The 18,647-nt window shown below is 73.6% G+C and carries 14 protein-coding genes and 2 tRNA genes; 5 read left to right on the forward strand and 11 right to left on the reverse strand.

Annotated features, from left to right (window positions below):
- Positions 1 to 31: 31 nt before the first annotated feature.
- The 4 genes from ABDB74_RS16790 to ABDB74_RS16805 all read right to left on the reverse strand — a co-directional run bounded on the left by ABDB74_RS16790 (position 32) and on the right by ABDB74_RS16805 (position 6,862).
- On the reverse strand, positions 32 to 3,139 hold the full coding sequence (locus ABDB74_RS16790) for an FAD-linked oxidase C-terminal domain-containing protein (protein ID WP_346619903.1): 3,108 nt from the start codon (positions 3,137 to 3,139) through the stop codon (positions 32 to 34).
- Between the two features lie 3 nt (positions 3,140 to 3,142).
- Positions 3,143 to 4,930: a thiamine pyrophosphate-requiring protein gene (locus ABDB74_RS16795; RefSeq protein ID WP_346619904.1), complete on the reverse strand. Its 1,788-nt coding sequence runs from the start codon at positions 4,928 to 4,930 to the stop codon at positions 3,143 to 3,145.
- A 185-nt stretch (positions 4,931 to 5,115) separates the two neighbouring features.
- Positions 5,116 to 5,189, reverse strand: a tRNA-Met gene (locus ABDB74_RS16800).
- 83 nt (positions 5,190 to 5,272) lie between these two features.
- Positions 5,273 to 6,862: a BCCT family transporter gene (locus tag ABDB74_RS16805; protein ID WP_346619905.1), complete on the reverse strand. Its 1,590-nt coding sequence runs from the start codon at positions 6,860 to 6,862 to the stop codon at positions 5,273 to 5,275.
- A 290-nt stretch (positions 6,863 to 7,152) separates the two neighbouring features.
- On the opposite strand from ABDB74_RS16805, the gene ABDB74_RS16810 reads away from it, so the two are divergent.
- On the forward strand, positions 7,153 to 7,689 hold the full coding sequence (locus ABDB74_RS16810) for a hypothetical protein (protein ID WP_346619906.1): 537 nt from the start codon (positions 7,153 to 7,155) through the stop codon (positions 7,687 to 7,689).
- A 68-nt stretch (positions 7,690 to 7,757) separates the two neighbouring features.
- Here ABDB74_RS16810 and ABDB74_RS16815 read toward each other — a convergent pair.
- From ABDB74_RS16815 to ABDB74_RS16825, 3 genes are all read right to left on the reverse strand, one after another.
- Positions 7,758 to 7,834: transfer RNA gene (locus ABDB74_RS16815), tRNA-Met, on the reverse strand.
- A gap of 65 nt (positions 7,835 to 7,899) precedes the next feature.
- Complete coding sequence (locus tag ABDB74_RS16820) at positions 7,900 to 10,851, reverse strand: UPF0182 family protein (RefSeq protein WP_346623906.1); 2,952 nt, start codon at positions 10,849 to 10,851, stop codon at positions 7,900 to 7,902.
- A gap of 172 nt (positions 10,852 to 11,023) precedes the next feature.
- A complete protein-coding gene (locus ABDB74_RS16825) occupies positions 11,024 to 12,043 on the reverse strand; it encodes a PDZ domain-containing protein (RefSeq protein ID WP_346619907.1) in 1,020 nt (339 codons plus the stop codon).
- 109 nt (positions 12,044 to 12,152) lie between these two features.
- Here ABDB74_RS16825 and ABDB74_RS16830 point away from each other — a divergent pair, with 109 nt between their 5' ends.
- Positions 12,153 to 13,553 (forward strand): zinc-dependent metalloprotease, encoded by a 1,401-nt coding sequence (locus ABDB74_RS16830; protein WP_346619908.1) that lies wholly within the window; start codon positions 12,153 to 12,155, stop codon positions 13,551 to 13,553.
- 7 nt (positions 13,554 to 13,560) lie between these two features.
- On the opposite strand, the gene ABDB74_RS16835 is transcribed toward ABDB74_RS16830, so the two are convergent.
- Positions 13,561 to 14,151, reverse strand: a complete 591-nt coding sequence (locus ABDB74_RS16835; protein WP_346619909.1) for a M48 family metallopeptidase — start codon at positions 14,149 to 14,151, stop codon at positions 13,561 to 13,563.
- A gap of 413 nt (positions 14,152 to 14,564) precedes the next feature.
- On the opposite strand from ABDB74_RS16835, the gene ABDB74_RS16840 reads away from it, so the two are divergent.
- From ABDB74_RS16840 to ABDB74_RS16850, 3 genes are all read left to right on the forward strand, one after another.
- Positions 14,565 to 14,717, forward strand: a complete 153-nt coding sequence (locus ABDB74_RS16840) for a DUF5679 domain-containing protein (protein ID WP_012950213.1) — start codon at positions 14,565 to 14,567, stop codon at positions 14,715 to 14,717.
- 126 nt (positions 14,718 to 14,843) lie between these two features.
- Entirely contained in the window at positions 14,844 to 16,028 is a 1,185-nt protein-coding gene (locus ABDB74_RS16845) for a ThiF family adenylyltransferase (RefSeq protein WP_346619910.1), read from the forward strand.
- Positions 16,025 to 17,347: an AarF/ABC1/UbiB kinase family protein gene (locus ABDB74_RS16850; RefSeq protein WP_346619911.1), complete on the forward strand. Its 1,323-nt coding sequence runs from the start codon at positions 16,025 to 16,027 to the stop codon at positions 17,345 to 17,347. Before ABDB74_RS16845 ends, ABDB74_RS16850 begins: the two co-directional genes overlap by 4 nt.
- Positions 17,348 to 17,408: 61 nt before the next feature.
- Here the strand turns inward: ABDB74_RS16850 and ABDB74_RS16855 are convergent, their stop codons facing one another.
- The 3 genes from ABDB74_RS16855 to ABDB74_RS16865 form a co-directional block, all read right to left on the reverse strand.
- Positions 17,409 to 17,573, reverse strand: coding sequence for a hypothetical protein (locus tag ABDB74_RS16855; protein WP_346619912.1), 165 nt, complete (start codon positions 17,571 to 17,573; stop codon positions 17,409 to 17,411).
- An 80-nt stretch (positions 17,574 to 17,653) separates the two neighbouring features.
- Complete coding sequence (locus tag ABDB74_RS20750; RefSeq protein ID WP_407062134.1) at positions 17,654 to 17,869, reverse strand: WhiB family transcriptional regulator; 216 nt, start codon at positions 17,867 to 17,869, stop codon at positions 17,654 to 17,656.
- 282 nt (positions 17,870 to 18,151) lie between these two features.
- The gene (locus ABDB74_RS16865) at positions 18,152 to 18,478 is read right to left on the reverse strand and encodes a hypothetical protein (protein WP_346619914.1); all 327 of its coding nucleotides are present in this window, start codon (positions 18,476 to 18,478) and stop codon (positions 18,152 to 18,154) included.
- Between the last annotated feature and the right edge of the window lie 169 nt (positions 18,479 to 18,647).

Below are 18,647 nucleotides of genomic sequence, written 5' to 3' on the forward strand. Positions count from 1 at the left end.
CTCTCTCGGAAGGTGTGTCGCCGTCGGCCGGTCAGCCGGCGGAGCGGCCGGCGAGTGCGCGTCGCACGGCGGTGACCGCGCCGGTCACCACGGCGCCGGTGGCGCAGGCGGCCGTCGCCAGCGCCACCGCCTGCGCCGTCCGGCCAGGTGGGCGCGGAGCCGGTGCCAGCACCCGCTCCGGGTTGTCCCCGAGCTGCGCACCGGTCACCAGACCGGCGAGCGCCTCGGCCAGGTGGACGCCCCGACGGCCGGTGCCGGCCTGCTCGACCTGGGTGCGGCAGCTGAAACCGTCGGCCAGCACCACCGTCTGCGCGTCGCCTTCGCGCACCGCCGGCAGCAGAGCCTGCTCGGCGCAGGCCATCGACACGTCGTAGTGACCGCGTTCGAAGCCGAAGTTCCCGGCCAGCCCGCAGCAGCCCGAGTTCAGCACGTCGGCGTCGAACCCGGCCTTCCGCATCAGCTCGCGATCCTGGTCGAAGCCCATGATCGAGTGGTGGTGGCAGTGGGTCTGGACCATGGCCGCGCGGTCCGCCGGGGGCGGCGCCCAGTCCGGTGCGCGCTCGCCCAGCAGCTCGGCGAGGGTCCGCGTCCGGTCCGCGAGCAGCCGGACGTCCGCGTCGTCCGGGAGCAGCTCCGGCGCGTCGGACCGGAAGACCGCCGTGCAGCTGGGCTCCAGCCCCACCACCGGCATCCCCTCGCGCAGCGCCGGCGCCAGGGCACCCGCCGTCCGGCGGAGGACGCGGGAGGCCGTCGCGAGCTGGCCCGTGGAGATCCAGGTCAGCCCGCAGCACAGCTCCTGGTCCGGGATCCGCACGGTGAAGCCGGCGTCCTCCAGCACCGTCACCGCCGCCTCGCCGATGTGCGGCTGGAAGAACTCGGTGAAGGTGTCGGGCCAGAGCAGCACCTCGCCGCGCTCCCCCGTCCCGCGGGGTCCCCGCTCCCGGTACCAGGAGGTGAAGCGCTGCGGGGCGAACAGCGGCAGGTCGCGCTCCGGGGTCACCCCGCCGACCGCCTTGGCCACCGTGCGGAGCCCCGGCGCCTGGGTCAGCACGTTGACCACCCGCGGCGCCAGCGCGCCGACGCGGGCGACCAGCGGCAGCCAGCCCAGGGTGTAGTGGGTCCGCGGGCGCACCCGGCCCGCGTAGTGGTGCGACAGGAACTCCGCCTTGTACGTCGCCATGTCGACGTCGACCGGGCAGTCGCTCCGGCAGCCCTTGCAGGCCAGGCACAGGTCGAGCGCGTCGCGGACGGCGGTCGAGCGCCAGCGGTCCCGGATGACGTCACCGCGCAGCATCTCGAACAGCAGGCGCGCGCGCCCGCGGGTGGAGTGCTTCTCGTCGCCCGTGGCCTGGTAGCTGGGGCACATCACCGCGCCGGGGGATGCCTCCAGCGACGCGCGGCACTTGCCGACGCCGACGCAGCGCGCCGCGGCGTGGGCGAAGGACCCCTCGTCCTCCGGGTAGGCGAAGGTGGCCTCGGGCTCCCACGCCGGGTAGTCCGCGGTGAGCCGGACGTGCTCGTCCAGCGCGTAGGGCGCGACGACCTTCCCCGGGTTCATCCGGTCCTCGGAGTCCAGCAGCGCCTTCATCCGGCCGAACGCCTCGATCAGCTCCGGCTCGAACATGCGCGGCAGCAGTTCGCCCCGCACCTGGCCGTCGCCGTGCTCGCCGGACATCGACCCGCCGTACCGCGTGACCAGTTCGGTGGCGTCCTCCAGGAACGACCGGTACGTCCCCTCTCCGCCGGGTGCGCCGAGCGGGAACGGGATGCGCAGGTGCACGCACCCGTGGCCGAAGTGGCCGTAGAGGGATGAGGGGGTGAGGCCGTGCCGGCCGAGCAGCTCCCGGAGGTCGGCGAGGTAGTCGCCCAGCTGCTCGGGCGCGACGGCGGAGTCCTCCCAGCCCGGCCAGGTGTCCGGGGCGTCGGGCGGGTGGGCGGTGGCGCCCAGTCCGGACTCGCGGAAGGACCACATGTCCGCCTGGTCGGTCGGATCGCTGAGCACCAGGACGTCGGGCGGCTCCGGCGCGGACCGGAGGTCCTCGACCAGCCGGTCCATCCGCTCGTCCAGCTCGTCCTCGTCCCCCGCCAGCTCGACCAGCAGCCAGCCGTGACCCTCCGGCAGCTTCTCCAGCGCCCGCGGGTTCATGCCGAGCTCGTCCTGGTTGCGGCGCAGCACCTCGTCGACGCCCTCGAGCCGGTGCGGCCGGTGCGGGAGCACCCGGGCGACCTCCCGGCCGGCGGCGACGACGTCGGGATAGCCGAGCACCGCCAGCCGCCGGGCCTGCGGCAGCTCGGAGAGCTGCAGCTCCGCACGCAGCACGGTCACCAGCGTGCCCTCGCTGCCCACCAGCGCGCGGGCCACGTCGAAGCCGTTCTCGGGCAGCAGCGCGTCGAGGTTGTAGCCGGACACGCGACGGGGGATCCGGGGGAAGCCGGTCCGGATGGCCCCCAGGTAGTGGTCCCGCAGCTCGCGCAGCCCGCGGTGGACCTCCGCCCGGCGGCCACCCGCCGTCACGATCCCGGCGTACTCCTCGTCGGTGGTCGGGCCGACCCACATCCGGGTGCCGTCGGCCAGCAGGACCTCCAGGCGGGACACCTTGTCCACCGCCTTGCCGTACACCTGCGCCGAGGAGCCGCACGCGTTGTTGCCGAGCATGCCTCCGACGGTGCAGGTCCAGTGGGTCGCCGGCTGCGGCCCCCAGGTGAGCCCGTGCTCGGCGAGCCGCGCGTCGAGGTGGTCGAGCACCATGCCCGGCTCCACGACGCAGGTCCGCCGGTCGGTGTCGACCGACACGAGGCGATTGCAGTACCGGCTCCAGTCGAGGACGACGGCGGCGTTGGTCGTCTGGCCGGCCAGGCTGGTGCCCCCGCCCCGCGACAGGAGCGGCACGCCGTGCTCGCGGCAGACCGCGGCCGCCTCAACGGCGGCCTCCACCGTGCGCGGCTCCACCACGCCCAGGGGCGGGATCCGGTAGTTCGACGCATCGGTGGAGTACGCGCCACGGGTGCCGGTGTCGAAGCGGACGCCGCCGTCGACCCGGCGGCGCAGGTCCGCCTCCAGGCCCGCGACGTCGACCCGGTCGGGCCCGGCCGGGTCCGGCGGCCTGCTGGTGGGCGGGGGGAGGTCGGTGACCGCCATCGGTCAGCTCCGACGCGGGAGGAACTCTTGGATCTTGGTCTTGGCCCCCGTCTTGACCACTCCCCAGGCGTCCTCGTCGCCCTTGAACAGCGACTTCGCGGTCTCGGTCATCTGCTCCAGGGTCGCGTGCGGCGGGATCGGCGGGACGTTCGCGTCGCAGTGCACGTCCAGGACCGCCGGCCGGCCCGCCGCCAGCGCCCGGTCCCACGCGGGACCGATCTGGTCGGGGTCGTCGACGGTGATCGCCTCGAACCCCAGCCCCGCCGCGAAGTTCGCGAAGGAGACGTCCGGCAGGGTCTGCGACTCGGCCAGCTTCGGGAAGCCGCCCATGGCCCGCATCTCCCAGGTGACCTGGTTGAGGTCGTTGTTGTGCAGGACGGCCACGACCAGCCGCGGATCGCTCCACTGCTGCCAGTAGCGGGAGACGGTGATGAGCTCCGCCATCCCGTTCATCTGCATCGCGCCGTCCCCGACGAAGGCGATGGCGGGCCGGTCCGGATGGGCGAACTTCGCCCCGATGGCATAGGGGACGCCCGGGCCCATGGTGGCCAGGGTGCCCGACAGCGAGCCGCGGTTGTCGGGGCCGAACCGCAGGTGCCGGGCGTACCAGTTGGCCGCCGACCCGGAGTCCGCGGTGATGATCGCGTTACCCGGCATCCGGTCGTTGAGCTCCCAGAACAGCCGCATCGGGTTGATCGGGTCCGCGTCGGTCATCGCGCGCATGTGGATGGTCTCCCACCAGCGCCGGACGCCGTCCTCGATGCCGTCGCGCCAGGAGCGGTCGGACTTGCGCTCCAGCAGGGGGATCAGCGCGCGGAGGGTGGTGGCGGCGTCGCCCACGAGGTTCAGCTCGTACGGGTACCGCATCCCGATGAACTTCGCGTCGTGGTCGATCTGGACGCCCCGGGCCTGGCCGTACTCGGGGAAGAACTCGCTGTAGGGCAGGTTCGATCCGACCGTCAGCAGCGTGTCGCAGTTCTCCATCATCTCCCAGGTCGGGCGGGTACCCAGCAGCCCGATCGACCCCGTCACGAACGGCAGGTCGTCGGGCAGCACGTCCTTCCCGAGCAGCGCCTTCGCGACGCCGGCACCGAGGAGGTCGGCGACCTCGATGACCTCGGCGCGGGCACCGCGCGCCCCCTGGCCCACCAGCATCGCGACCTTGCTCCCGCTGTTGAGCAGGTCGGCCGCCGCGCGGATCGACGGGTCGTCCGCGACGACCGTGGGAGTCGAGGTGTGCACGCTGCTGGAGGGCACCATCTTGTGCTCGTGCGTCGGCGGGCTGTACTCCAGCTCCTGCACGTCGGCCGGGATGATCACGGCGGTCGGCGCGTGCTCGGCGGCCGCGATCCGCATCGCGCGGTCGATCACGTTGGGGAGCTGCTCGGGGGTGTTCACCACGTGCACGTAGTGGTGCGCGACGTCCTTGAACAACGACAGCAGGTCGACCTCCTGCTGGTAGGAGCCGCCCATGGCGCTCCGATCGGTCTGCCCGACGATCGCGACCACGGGCACGTGGTCGAGCTTGGCGTCGTAGAGCCCGTTGAGCAGGTGGATCGCGCCCGGCCCGGACGTGGCCATGCAGACCCCCACCCGGCCGGTGAACTTCGCGTACCCCACCGCCTCGAACGCGGACATCTCCTCGTGGCGGGACTGGACGTACTGCAGGCCGTCCTGCTTCCCGAACGCTTCGAGGATGCCGTTGATCCCGTCGCCGGGATAGGAGAACACCTTCTCGACGTCCCACTCGCGGAGGCGGTCCAGCAGCACGTCGGCGACAGTCTGGCTCATGGGGAGACCCTCCCGTTGGTTGCACCGTCCCTCGTCGCGCTACCCCGTTCGACCTCGGGAAACCACGGGGCCGGGAAGAATCGGGCGGCACAGCCGTGCATGGCGGCCCACCGACGACAGAGGCCCCACCGGCCCGTTTCCGGGGCCGGTGAGGCCTCTGTGCTGCAGCGATGCGCTGCGGGTCGTAGCGGGGACAGGATTCGAACCTGCGACCTCTGGGTTATGAGCCCAGCGAGCTACCGAGCTGCTCCACCCCGCGTCGGTAGGCCCACGGTACCTCATCCGGGCGAGGGCCGCCGCCGCCCCGCGTGGCCGGCAGCGGCCACGCGGGACGGCCGTGGATCAGGACGGACTCGACGTGCCCGTCGTCGCGGGCGCCGCCACCGTGGACCCGGCGGCCGACCCGTCGCCCGACGGCGTCGCGACCGGCGCCGTCCCGACACCTCGGTCCGGGCGCGGAACCGTCGGCTCCTCGCGCAGGGCCTTGACCAGCGAGACCAGTACCAGCAGCAGCACGATCGCGAAGGGGAACGCGGCGACGATCGACGCGGTCTGGACCCCGCCCAGCCCACCGCTGACGAGCAGCACGGCGGCGGAGGCGGAGATGACCAGACCCCAGATCACGCTCACCACGCGCGCCGGGTCCTGCCCACCGCGGCTGCTGAGCGACCCGAGGACGAAGGTGGCGGAGTCGGCGCTGGTCACGAAGAAGGTGACGATGAGGATCATCGCCCCGATGCCGGCCACCAGCCCACCGGGCAGCGTGTCCAGCAGGGCGAACAGCTGCGACTCGGTCGGCTGGCCCGCGAGCTCCGCGCCGTCCTGCTCGGCGAGGATCCCGGCGCCACCGAACACGGAGAACCACAGGCCGCTCACCAGCGTGGGAACGGCCAGCACCCCGACCACGAACTCGCGGATGGTGCGCCCGCGGGAGATGCGGGCGATGAACGTCGCCACGAACGGCGACCAGGAGATCCACCACGCCCAGTAGAAGACGGTCCAGCCGTTGATCCACTCCGACCGCTGCACGTCGAACGGACCGGTCTGCAGGCTCATCGTGGGGAGCTCGGCGAGGTAGCTGCCGATGGTCGTGGTGAACGCGCCCACGAGCCGGCCGGACGACGCGGTGAACAGGACGAAGGCGAACAACGCCACGGCGAGGACGACGTTGGCGCTCGACAGCCACTTGATCCCACGGTTGATGCCGGAGAGCGCGGAGATCAGGAACAGGACCGTGACGACCGCGATGATCGTCAGCTGCACGGCGGGCCCGATGGCGATGCCGTCGTCGAGCGAGGTCAGGCCACCGTTGATCTGCGCGGCACCCAGGCCGAGCGACGTCGCGACACCGAACACGGTGGCGACCACGGCGATCGTGTCCACCGCGGCGCCCAGCGGCCCGTCGACGCGGTCGCCGAGGAGCGGCCGCAGCGCGCCGCTGATGGTCGCCTTCCAGCCGCGGCGGAACCGCGCGTAGGCGAGGGCCAGCGCCAGCACGGCGTAGATGCCCCAGGGGTGCAGTCCCCAGTGGAAGAAGGAGTACCGCAGCGCGTCCCGCGCCGCCTCCGTGGTCCCCGGCTCGGCCGTCGGCGGGGTGAGGAAGTGCGCCACCGGCTCCGCGACGCCCCAGAACACCAGCCCGATGCCCATCCCGGCGCTGAAGAGCATCGCGAACCAGGCCCGGGTGCTGTACTCGGGGCGGTCGTCGTCCCGGCCCAGCCGGACCCGCCCCCATCGGGAGGCCGCCACCACGATCACGGCGACGAGCACGATGGTCGCGGTCAGCAGGTAGAACCAGCCGAACCGGTCGACGACGAAGGCCCGTGCCGTCCCGGCCGCGGAGTCCAGCGCCTCCGGCGCGACCGCCCCCCACAGCACGACGGGCAGCACGACGGCCAGCGAGGCCCAGAAGACGACGGATGTTCTTCGCACGGGTGCGGATCCTCCTGCAGGGGCTGCCGGCGGTGGCCGGGCACACGAACGCCCGGGACGGACGGTCCCGGGCACGATCTACCAGCATGCAGGCTCACGCTCCGGCGTGCATGCCTCACGGCGTGAGAAGGCCCACGGCCCCCGACCGGCGCCGGCCCGGCATCGCGGGCCGACGGCGGATCCGGCCGGGGGCGGACGCCTGTGAACCGTGTGACGCACCGGTGCACCGGAGCCCCGTGCCGGAGCGCGCCTTCGCGGGCGGCTCCGGTCCCGCACCTAGAGTCCGGCTCGTGGCAGAGGACGTGGCGGCGAGCAGGTTCGTCGGCGACCCGCAGCCGGTGGAGATCCACCACCGCGGCATCTGGTACTCCGGCGAACTGCTGGGCTGGCGGCACACGACCGACGGCCGGGTGGCGGCCCGGGTGCGGTGCACCATCGACGGGCTGCGGCACTCGACGTGGAAGGACCTCGCGGAGCTCCGGCTCCCCGACCCGGCGCACCCGCCGCGCCGCGAGCCCTTCCCCGCGCCGCCGGCCCGGCCCCTCGCGGGCACACCCGGCGCCCCCGAGGAGGACCGGACGCGTCCGCACACCCTCCTCCCGGCGCTGACCAGCCGGCCGCGCGCGCCGGCGCACGCGCTCGCCCCGCCGCGGGCACGCACCGCCGCCGGCACGGCCGCGTCCGCGATGCCGCCGGCCCACCCGCTCGGCTCCGCGGCACCGACCCGCCCACGGCCGACGCCGTACCGGCGCACCGGGAGTGCCCGCCGGGCCGGCGACCGGGCCGACGCCCGCCCGGGCGTCGACGACCGGCTCAGCACGGTCTGACGCGGCGGCCGCCGGCCCGCACCCACCGACGACGAGAGCCCGGCCCCTGGGGGGCCGGGCTCTCGTGGTGGTAGCGGGGACAGGATTCGAACCTGCGACCTCTGGGTTATGAGCCCAGCGAGCTACCGAGCTGCTCCACCCCGCGTCGCAACTCCACGCTACCAGGCCGGTGGGGCCGGCGGTGGAACACCCACCGGCCCCACCGGGCGATCACTCCCCGGCAGCTGCCTGCTGCGCCGCCTGGTAGGCGTCCACCGCGGACTGGAGGTCCTCCAGGGCCTGGCCCTGGCCGGCGAAGTCGCCCGCGCGCTGCGCCTCGGCGAGCGCCGCCAGAGCCGCGTTGATGTCGCCCACGGCCTGTTCCATGTCGGGCGTGACCGGCAAGCCCTCCTCGCCATCCGGCGGGATCGGCACGTCGGTCGGATCCGCCGGCTGCTCCACGCCGGGGTTGTCCTCCCCCTCCTCCACCTCGGTCGGCACCCCGTCGGCGTCCGACGCGACCACCCCTGCGCCGTCGCCGAAGACCTGGTCCAGCGCCTCGGCGAGCGTGTTGGCGTAGCCGATCCGGTCACCGAAGTTGACCAGCACCCGCTGGAGCAGCGGGAAGCCGCTGTCCCCGGCGCCCTCCACGTAGAGCGGCTCGACGTACAGGAGCCCGGCGTCGCCGATCGGCAGGGTCAGCAGGTTGCCGAAGACCGCGTTCGAGTTCTCGCTCTCGAAGAGGGTGAGGTCGGGTCGCACCTGGTTGTTCGTCGTGAACGAGTTCTGCACCTGCTGCGGACCACGGAACGGCGTGTTGCCCGGTAGCTGCAGCACCTGGATCTCGCCGTAGGTGTCGGGCGCGCTGGACGCCGAGACGAACGCCGAGAGGTTGTCCCGCTGGAACGCGTTGAGCGCGCTGGTCAGCTGGAAGCTGGCCTCCTCGTCACCCGGCCGCTGCGCGAGGATGTAGTACGGCGGCTGGTCTTCCTCGATGTCCCGCGTCGGGTCGTCCGGGATCTGCCACCGATCGCTGCCCTCGTAGAACGTGATCGGGTCGTCGACGTGGTAGCGGGTGAGGATGTCCCGCTGCACCTTGAACAGGTCCTCCGGGTACCGGATGTGGCTGACCAGTTCCTCGCTCATCGCGCTGCGCGGCTCGACCACGCCGGGGAAGGCCTTCATGAACGTCTGGAGGACCGGATCCTCCTCGTCCCAGGCGTACAGCGTGATCGTGCCGTCGTAGGCGTCGACCGTGGCCTTCACCGAGTCGCGGATGTAGTTGAAGGTCTCGTTCGGCAGGGCGGTGGTGCCCGTCCCGGTCAGCGCGTCGGCCGCGGCCTCCCCCAGCTGCATCTGCTCGGCGTAGGGGTAGGAGTCCGACGTCGTGTAGCCGTCGAGGAGCCACAGGATCTGGCCGTCGACGACCGCGGGGTACGGGTCGCCGTCGATCTGGAGGAAAGGCGCCGCCTTCTCCACCCGGTCGCGCGGGTTGCGGACGTACAGCACCTTCGACTCGTCGTTGACGGCGCTGGACAGCAGGAAGTTCCGCTCCCGGTAGTAGATGGCGAACGTCAGCTGCCGGAAGAAGCTGCCGATCTCGACGCCGCCCTCGCCGTCGTAGGTGTTGTTGATCTGGCGGTCCTCGGAGCCGCCCTCGGGCAGGTCGAACTCCCGCGGCTCGGCTCCCTCGGGGGCGCCCACCACCGAGTAGTCCTCCATCAGCTCGCCGTAGTACACGCGCGGCTGCTCGACCTCGATGTCGCCGCGCACGGGCAGGTCCCGGGTGGTGAAGTTCGGCTCCCCACCCTCGGTTCCCGCGACCACCTCGTTGGCCGGCGCGGCCACGAAGCCGTTGCCGTGCGTGTACACGGTGTGCCGGTTGATCCAGCTGCTCTGGTTCTCCGACAGCCCGGCGCTGTTGAGCTCGCGGACGGCGACCACGTAGTCGCCGGTCTCGCCGTCGATCGTGTACCGGTCGATGTCCAGCTTCTCGGGGAAGCCGTACACGTTCCGGATCTGCTGGCGCGCGGTGAACGTGTCGGACAGGACGTTGGGGTCCAGCAGGCGGGCGTTGGGGATGGTCTCGGTGTCGTTGCGCAGCTCGGCCAGCGCGACCTCGGGGTCGACCTCGCTGCCGGTGGTCTCCTGCGCGTAGTCGACGTAGTCGACCTCGGAGAGCCCGTACGCATCGAGCGTGGAGTCGATGGCCCGCTCGATGTAGGGCGCCTCCCGCTCGTTGGCGCTCGGGTTGACGACGAACTGCTGGACGATGGCCGGGTAGGCCACGCCGATCACCAGGCTGGACACCAGGAGCAGCACCAGCGCCACGGCCGGGAGCAGGAAGTTGCGGAAGAAGACGTTGGCGAAGAAGGCCACCGCGCACACCGCGGCGATGAACACCAGGATCGTCTTCGGCACGAGCAGCGCGTTGACGTCGGTGTAGCTGGCGCCGGTGAACACCTCACCGCGGTTCGAGTAGACCAGCCCGTAGCGGTCCAGCCAGTAGGCCACCGCCTTGAGGGCCACGAACACTCCCAGCAGGACCGAGAGCTGCACCCGCGCCGCGGGGGTGAGCTTCTGGCCGGGGGTCTGCAGCCGGAGCCCGCCGAACACGTAGTGGGTGAGCAGCGACCCGATCAGCGCCAGGATGACGATCGCGAACCCGAACCCGAGGAGCAGCCGGTAGAAGGGGTACTCGAACACGAAGAACGACAGGTCGATGCCGAACTGCGGGTCGGTCCGGCCGAAGTCGGTGCTGTTGCGGAACGACAGCCAGGTCTCCCAGTTGGCCTGCGCGGTGAAACCCGCGAACAGGCCGAGCACCACGGCGACGCCGGTGAGCACCAGGCCGCGCCGCGGCTCCAGCGACTGCCGGTAGCGCTCGAGGTTCTGCTGCTCCAGCGACATGGGGCGGAACGTGGGCCGGAACCGGTAGGCCAGGTACATGGCCAGCGCGGTCAGGCCACCGGTCGCCACCCCGGCGACGGCGAACAGCAGGGCGCGGCTCTGCAGCTCGGTCCAGAAGACCTCGGTGTACCCGGTCTCCTCGAACCAGAGGAAGTCGACGTAGACGTTGGTGAGCGTCCCGACGACGGTGAACAGCACCAGCAGCACGGCGATGGCGCCGATGACCAGCTTCGCGCGCCGCGACAGGGTCGGTACCGGCACGGGGGGCCGCATGGCCACGAGCGGGCTCCTTCAGTTGCAGGTGTGGCCTTGCGGGCCACGGAACGATCGACCGCGGGGGCCGGGTGGTGCGCCACCGGATGTGTCCCGGCGTTCAGGACAACGCACCGGACGGCACGGGGTTCCCGACCGCCAGGTTCCGCCGGTCGGAGGGGTGTCGGTGGGGTCAGCAGCTCTCCGGGGTCCGACCGGCGCGCAGGTCGGCCAGCGCGTCCAGGGCGTCGTCGAGCGTCGCGACCCGCGCCGTCGGGACGCCGGTCCCGGCGGCCACGGCCTCGGCGCAGTTGGCGGCCGGGACGAGGAACAGCTCGGCGTCGATGTCGCGCGCGGACACCATCTTCAGGGCGATCCCGCCGATGGGCCCCACGTTCTCCTGGAGGTCGATCGTGCCGGTGCCCGCGACCACCGCGCCGCCGGTGAGGTCGTCGTCCCCCACCAGGTCGAGGATGCCGAGGGTCAGCATCAGGCCGGCCGAGGGCCCGCCCACGTCGGCCACGTTGATGTCCACGTCGAAGGGCGCCGCCGGCTGGTCCAGCACGGAGACGCCGAGGAGCGAGCCCTCGCGGTCCTCGGCGGCGCGGGTCGTGATCGTCGTGGTCCCCGGCTCCCCCAACCGCGTGTACCCGACGGTCACGGGGGTGCCGGGCGGGATGTCGGCCAGCACCTCGGCCAGCACGGCCGAGTCGGGCACCGGCTGCCCGTCGACCGTCTCGATCGCATCGCCCTCCTCGAGCTTCCCCTCCGACGGGGAGTCCTCGACCACGGCGCGCACGACCACCTTCTCGGGATAGCCCAGCTCCCCGAGCGCGACGCTCTCGGCGGCCTGCTCGGAGGTGACGAAGGCCTGCCGGTTGACCTCGCGGGTCTCCTCCTCGCTGCGGTCGGGCGGGTACACCGCCTCTTCGGGGACGACGCTCACCTCGTCGTCGAACCAGCCGCGCACCGCCTGCACCAGGCTCAGCCCGCGGCTGCTCACGCCGACCGTGGTCAGGGTGAGTTGGCCCTCGACGTCGTTCCGCTCCCGCCCCTGGAGCTCGATGATCGGCTCGCCGTCGACCTCGCCCAGGGTGTCGAAGGTCGGGCCGGGCACCTGCGCCACGTACGGCACGGGGACGCTCGTGCCGAGCACACCGAACACCAGCAGCAGCACGGCGCCCACGCTGAGGACGGCGATCCGACGGGTCACGAGGCGCGAGCTTAGGTCGCCGACCTGGGCGCCGCCGCACCGCGGCGGCGTCCGCTGTCGGCGCAGCGCCTGGCTCCCGGACCGAAGATCACGCGTCTACCGTGGACCCATGAGCGACGTCCCGTTCGGCTTCGGCCCTCCCGACCGTGACCCCGAGCGCCGTGAGCCCGGGCGCGCAGGCGACCAGGGAGGTGGCGACCCGTTCGGTCTCGGCGCGCTCTTCGGAGGGCTCGCCGGCGGCGGGTCGCCGGAGGACGTGCTCGGCAAGATGCCGCTGTTCGCCGAGCTGCAGAAGCTGATGAACTGGTCCGGTGGCCCGGTCAACTGGGACCTCGCCCGGCAGTCGGCGATCAGCCAGCTGGCCCCCGGGCACCAGCCGACGTCGGAGGCCGAGCGCACGGCGGCGGCCGAGGCGCTCCGGCTGGCCGATCTGTGGCTCGACCAGGTCACCGAAATGCCCTCGGGCATCGATCGGACCGCCGCGTGGTCGCGGGTGGAGTGGGTCGAGCAGACCCAGCCCGCCTGGGGCGCCCTGATCGATCCGCTGGCCGAGCGGGTGGTGGCGGCGATGACCAGCGCGCTCCCCCAGGAGGCGGCCATGTCGTTCGGGCCGGTCGCCGGGATCATGGGCCGCATGGGCGGGCTGATGTTCGGCGCCCAGGTCGGGCAGGCGCTGGGCAAGCTCGCCGAGGAGGTGCTCACCAGCACCGACGTCGGGCTGCCACTGGCCCCGGCCGGTACCGGCGTCCTCGTGCCCCAGAACCTGGCCGCGTTCGCCGAGGGGCTCGACCGCCCCGCCGACGAGGTGCGGTTGTTCGTGGCCCTGCGCGAGGCCGCCTCCCAGCGGCTGTTCGCGCACGTCCCCTGGCTGCGGCAGCAGCTGCAGGACGCCGTGCACGCCTACGCACGCGGCATCACCATCGACCGCGAGGCGATCGAGCGCGGCCTCACCGAGGCGATGTCCGGGATGGAGGGAGGCATCGACCCGAGCAACCCGGAGAGCATCCAGCAGCTCCTCGGCAGCGGCGTCCTGGAGCCGGAGGAGACCCCGGAGCAGCAGATGGCGCTGCGCCGGCTGGAGACGCTGCTGGCGCTGGTCGAGGGCTGGGTGGACACCGTCGTCGCTGCCGCGGCTGCCGACCGGCTGCCGGGCCACGCGGCGCTGGCCGAGACCATGCGCCGCCGACGCGCCTCGGGCGGCCCGGCGGAGCAGACCTTCGCCACGTTGGTGGGCCTCCAGCTGCGGCCCCGCCGGCTGCGTGACGCGGCCACCGTCTGGGGTGCCATGGGCCAGCAGCACGGCAGCACCGACCGCGACCGGCTGTGGTCGCACCCGGACCTGCTGCCGACGTCGGACGACCTGGACGAGCCGCTCGACTTCGTCGCCCGTCAAGGCATGGACCAGGAGTTGGCCGAGCTGAACGCCGACGACGCGGAGCCGTCGACGGGCGGGCAGGACTCCGACGGGTCCGACGGGCCCATCCGGCGCGAGGAGGGCGGGGAGGGCTGAGGGCCGCTCAGTCGTCGAGGTCGGACACCGGCTCCTCGCCGGCCGCGCCCGCGGTCGCGGCGAGCTCCACGCCCTCGAGGAAGCCCCGGGCCCGCTCGGCCCGGGGATAGCGCGCGACCAGCGCCCAGAACCGCTCGTCGTGCCCGGGCTCGAGCAGGTGCACCAGTTCGTGCACCAGCACGTAGTCCACGACGTACTCGGGCATCGACTGCAGCCGGCTCGACAGCCGGATGGTGCGGTCGGCCGGCGTGCACGAGCCCCAGCGCCGGTGCTGGTTGTCGACCCAGCGGACGCTCGCCGGCTCCGCCAGCCCGTCGAGGTGCGCCGCGGACAGGGCCCGCGCCCGTGCCATGAGCTCCGCGTCGCCACCGAGCGAGCGCTTGCGGCGTTCCTCGCGGATGCGCAGCTTGGCCACCATCTGGGCCACCCAGCGCTGCTCCTCGGCCGGGCTGAAGGCCGCCGGGATGAGCACCACCGTGCGCCCGGACTCCCGGTAGGCGGTCACGGTCCGTCGTCGGCGGGAGCTGCGCCGGACCTCCACGACGTCGCCGTCCCCCGGCTCAGGCAGGGCCGCTGCGTCGCGAGTCGTTCGGGGCACGGGGGAACCGTAGGACACGTTCCCGGCCTCGCGCCCGCGAGGAGGCACCCGCTCGGGTGGAGGTCGCACGGACGGTGGACATCGACGCCGCTCTCCCCGGTGACGAGAGCGTCGCGGGAGCCCGCCGTCCACACCCGGACGGAGGCATCCGCACTGCTCGGGGGCGCACCGGCGACCTCGTCGGGGGCCGCCGTCCCCGCTCCGTCCCCGGGTTCCGCACAGCGACACGCCTGGTCGTCCCCATCGCGTCCACAGGGTTGTCCACAGCTGTGGGGAACGCGGCGTCGCCACCCTGGCGCTGCGCGCACACGGGGGCCGCCTCGACGGGCGTCAGCAGCGCCCGGCACGGGTAGCGTTCTCGCGCAACGGCGCCCGGCGTGCGAGCCGCGGCGCCCCGGAGACGAGGAGAACCCGTGGCGGAGAGCTACAACGGCTACTGCGTGAAGTGCAAGGAGAAGCGCGACTTCGACGGCGAGGTCAAGGTCAGCGAGTCCGGCCGCCGGATGGCGCAGGGCACCTGCCCGGTCTGCGGCACCAAGATGAACCGGATCCTCGGCAAGGCCTGAACGAGCGCTCCGCCCTCCTCCCGAGGGCCGAGACGGCGGCGTCCCGCTGCGGGACGCCGCCGTTCGTCGTCGGGGAGCCTGTGGACGGCGGCCCGTGGGGCGCCGGGCGGGTGCCACCCTGCCGGGGTGAGCGACAGCGCCCATCCCCTGCTGCCCGCGGCGACGCCGCTGCTCGTCGCCGACGGCACCGTGCAGGTCGGTGGGGTCGACGGCACCGACGGGCTCCTCCTCCACCCGGGCGCGGCGCTGGCTCCGCTCCTGCGCGGGCTCGACGGCCGCCGGTCGCAGCGCGCCGTCCGGGCCGACGCCGCCCGGGAGGGCCTGGACCCCGGTCTCGTCGACGCGGCGCTCGACGCCCTGCGGACGGCCGGCCTGCTGACCGATCTGGCCGCCGCGGACCTGCTGGCCATCGGCACCGGTCCGGCGGCGGCCGCCCGGGCCGCGGTGGAGCTCCCGGCCGCCGCCCGGGCGCCGTCGCCCCCCCACGGCTCGGCCTGGCGGGCGCGCCGGCAGGCCACCGTGGTCGTCGAGGGGGCGACCCGGGTGGGCACCCCGCTGGCGGCGGTGCTGGCCGCCAGCGGGGTGGGCCGCGTGGTGGTGCGTGACTCCGGCGTGGTCACGGCCGCCGACGCGGTGGTGGGCGGGCTCACCGCTGCCGACGAGGGGCGCCCACGCGCATCGGCCGCGGCCGACGCGGTCCGCCGGGCGAGCCCCCTCACCGATCTCGGGCCGCTGCCCTCCGGGCTCGGGCCGGACCTCACGGTGCTCGCGCGGCCGTGGGCGGCGTCGGACCCGCTCGTCACGGGCACCGGTGGTGCGCACCTGGTGGCCACCGTGCGCGGCGAGACCGGCGTCGTGGGGCCACTGGTCGTGCCCGGGGCCACCGGCTGCCTGCACTGCGCGGACCTGCACCGCCGGGACGCGGACAGGCGCTGGCCCCGGCTCGCGGCCCAGCTGACGGCCACCGAGGCCCCGCCCAGCGGCGCGACGCTCACCTGCCTGCTGACCGCGCTGCTGGCCGCGGGCCAGGTGCTGGCGTACCTAGAGGACGGCGGCGCGCCCGTCACCCTCGAGGGCGCCGTGGAACTGCGCCCGCCGGACCTGCTCCCCAGCCTGCGCCGGTGGTCGGCCCACGCGGCCTGCGGGTGCGGGGTGGCGGCACGCGCCGCAGCGGGTCCGGACGGCCCCTTCCGGGCTTCTCCCGGCGCGACCCCCGCGGAGCAGGCCACAATGGCCGCTGAGCGAGCTCACGGGCTCACCGCACACGACACGGCGCGAGGATTCCCGGACGCCGGCGAGGAGGACGCGTGAGTGACGAGCGACCGGTGATGCCACGGGGGTCGGTCGCGCGGAGCGCGCGCCTGGCATCGCTGCCTCTGGGGGCCGCGGGCCGGGCCACCCTCGGTTTCGGCAAGCGGCTGTCGGGCCAGTCCGCGGACACGGTGAACGCCGAACTGCAGCAGCGCACCGCCGAGCAGCTGTTCGCCGTCCTCGGCCAGCTCAAGGGCGGCGCGATGAAGCTCGGGCAGACCCTGTCGGTGTTCGAGGCGGCGGTGCCCGAGGAGATGTCGGCTCCCTACCGCGAGGCGCTGACCAAGCTGCAGGCGGAGGCTCCACCGATGCCGGTGCGCACCGTGCACGGGGTGCTGGCCCAGCAGCTCGGCGGCACCTGGCGGCAGCGGTTCCGCGAGTTCGACGACGCGCCTGCGGCGGCGGCCAGCATCGGGCAGGTGCACCGGGCCACCTGGCGCGACGGCCGCGACGTCGCGGTGAAGATCCAGTACCCGGGCGCGGCGACGGCGCTGATGAGCGATCTCAACCAGCTGGCCGTGTTCGCCCGGTTGTTCACGTCGCTGTTCCCCGGGCTGGACATCAAGCCGCTGATCGCCGAGCTGAAGGCACGGGTCGTCGAGGAGCTCGACTACGGGCTGGAGGCCGACGCCCAGCGCGGGTTCGCCGCCGCCTACGCCGATGATCCGCAGATCGCCGTCCCGCGGGTGGTGGCGAGCGCACCGAAGGTCATCGTGTCGGAGTGGCAGGACGGCACGCCGCTCTCCCGCGTGATCGCCGACGGCAGCCGGGAGGACCGCGACCGCGCCGGCCGGCTGCTCGCGCTCCTGCACTTCTCCGCACCGCAGCGGGCGGGGCTGCTGCACGCCGATCCGCACCCCGGCAACTTCCGGCTGCTGCCCGACGGGCGGCTGGGTGTCATCGACTTCGGGGCCACCGCGCGACTGCCCGACGGGCATCCGGAGCCCATCGGCCGGCTGCTGCGCTGGGCGCTGGCCGGACGCGCGGCCGAGGTGCTGGAGGACCTGCGGGCGGAGGGTTTCGTCCGCCCCGGGATCGACGTCGACCCGGAGAGCGTCCTCGACTACCTGCGCCCGTTGCTGGAGCCGGTCGCCGTGGAGCGCTTCCGCTTCACCCGTGCCTGGATGCAGGAGCAGGCGGCCCGGATCGCCGATCCGCGCACCGACGCCAATCGGCTGGGGCGCCAGCTCAACCTGCCGCCGGCCTACCTGCTGATCCACCGGGTGACGATGGGCTCGATCGGCGTGCTGTGCCAGCTCGACGCGGCCGCCGACTGGCGGGCCGTCCTCGAGGAGTGGCTCCCCGGCTTCGCCGACTGAGCCGGGTCCTCCGGACCGCACCGCTCCGGGGGGCGGTGCGGTCCCGAGGACCGCGATGTGCTCAGTAGACGGCGGCGCTGGCGCGGGCGGCCCGCCGGACCGCGCGCTCGGCCCGGCGCGCGGCCCGTCGTGCCAGGTAGAGACGCCGGGCGCGGGACGCGGCCATCGCCTCGGTCTGCAGCTCGTGCAGGCGGCTGCTGGCCAGCTGGTGTTCGAGCATGTACATGACTGGTTCCCTCGATCGGTCGCCCGGCGGGAGCGCCGGGCTGCTGGATGCCTGACTACGTGCCGTCGATGGCCGCGGGCTCACGCGGCGACGACCTTGCGGGGACGGCCACGTGGCCGTTTGCGGGCGATGACGGCCCCCCGCTCGAAGATCTCCCCGCCCCAGACGCCCCACGGCTCGGCGCGGTCGATCGCCCCGGCCAGGCAGGACGTCCGGACCGGGCAGTCGGTGCAGAAGCTCTTGGCGAGCTCCAGCTGGGCCGGGCTCTCGGCGAACCACAGCTCGGGGTCCTCCACCCGGCAGGGCAGGGGGCGCCGGACCGGGGCCGGTGGCAGCGGGGTCCGCGGCCTCCGGGGGGTGCTGCTCCGCGGCGCGGCGCCGGTCCGGGGGAGCCCGGGTCGGCGATGGGACGTCGGGCGGTCGATCGTCTGCTGCACTGCCGCTCCTCCTCGTACTCGTCGGGTACGGCCGGCGGGGGTCCGCCGACCGAGGTCGGGGCCGGGTGCCGCGGAGGAAGAGAAAGAGGCCGCGGATCCCGGGATTCGGGTTCCGCGGCCTCGAGGAGGACCGGCGAGCAGCTAGCTCAGCGGTCTCCCCGGAGATCGGATCCCGAGGGTGGTGCCGTCGTTCTGGGGCAGGTAGGTGGGCGCGAGAAAGCGCTCGGCGATGCTCGGCGACTTCGGGCGCCGGTCGAGGGCGGAGGCGACGCGGGACGCGCCCGTGCCGACGGCTCCACCGACGACCCCGGTGGCCGAGCCGACGCCGGCGCACGCGGCGGTGGGCAGACCGGTGCCCTCGTGCTGAGCGGCGGGACCAGCCATGATCAGGCCACCCGTGCGCACGTCGACGCCGCCGGACACCAAGAGGTCGGTGGAGGCAGCAGAGGTCCAGGTCGTGCTGGTCATCGGGATGCCCCCTCCTTCCTGTCTCCGCGTCCCGGCCGGACGGCCGGGCTCGCGACGGGGTGCGTCGTTCGTGCGTCGGGACACTATGGCGACCGCCGAGAGCCGGTCAATCGAATTGATCGCGGTTCGTCCGCCCGGGGGTCCTGACCGGTCTCGCAACCGCCTGCCG

It is taken from the genome of Blastococcus sp. HT6-4, assembly GCF_039679125.1.
Classification (GTDB): domain Bacteria; phylum Actinomycetota; class Actinomycetes; order Mycobacteriales; family Geodermatophilaceae; genus Blastococcus; species Blastococcus montanus.

Excerpts from the sequence above, each read along its gene's own strand:
- ABDB74_RS16855 (WP_346619912.1), bottom strand. The coding sequence starts at position 17,573 with ATGTACATGCTCGAACACCAGCTGGCCAGCAGCCGCCTGCACGAGCTG.
- ABDB74_RS16865 (WP_346619914.1), bottom strand. The coding sequence starts at position 18,478 with ATGACCAGCACGACCTGGACCTCTGCTGCCTCCACCGACCTCTTGGTG.
- ABDB74_RS16795 (WP_346619904.1), bottom strand. The coding sequence starts at position 4,930 with ATGAGCCAGACTGTCGCCGACGTGCTGCTGGACCGCCTCCGCGAGTGG.
- ABDB74_RS16830 (WP_346619908.1), top strand. The coding sequence starts at position 12,153 with ATGAGCGACGTCCCGTTCGGCTTCGGCCCTCCCGACCGTGACCCCGAG.
- ABDB74_RS16820 (WP_346623906.1), bottom strand. The coding sequence starts at position 10,851 with ATGCGGCCCCCCGTGCCGGTACCGACCCTGTCGCGGCGCGCGAAGCTG.
- ABDB74_RS16790 (WP_346619903.1), bottom strand. The coding sequence starts at position 3,139 with ATGGCGGTCACCGACCTCCCCCCGCCCACCAGCAGGCCGCCGGACCCG.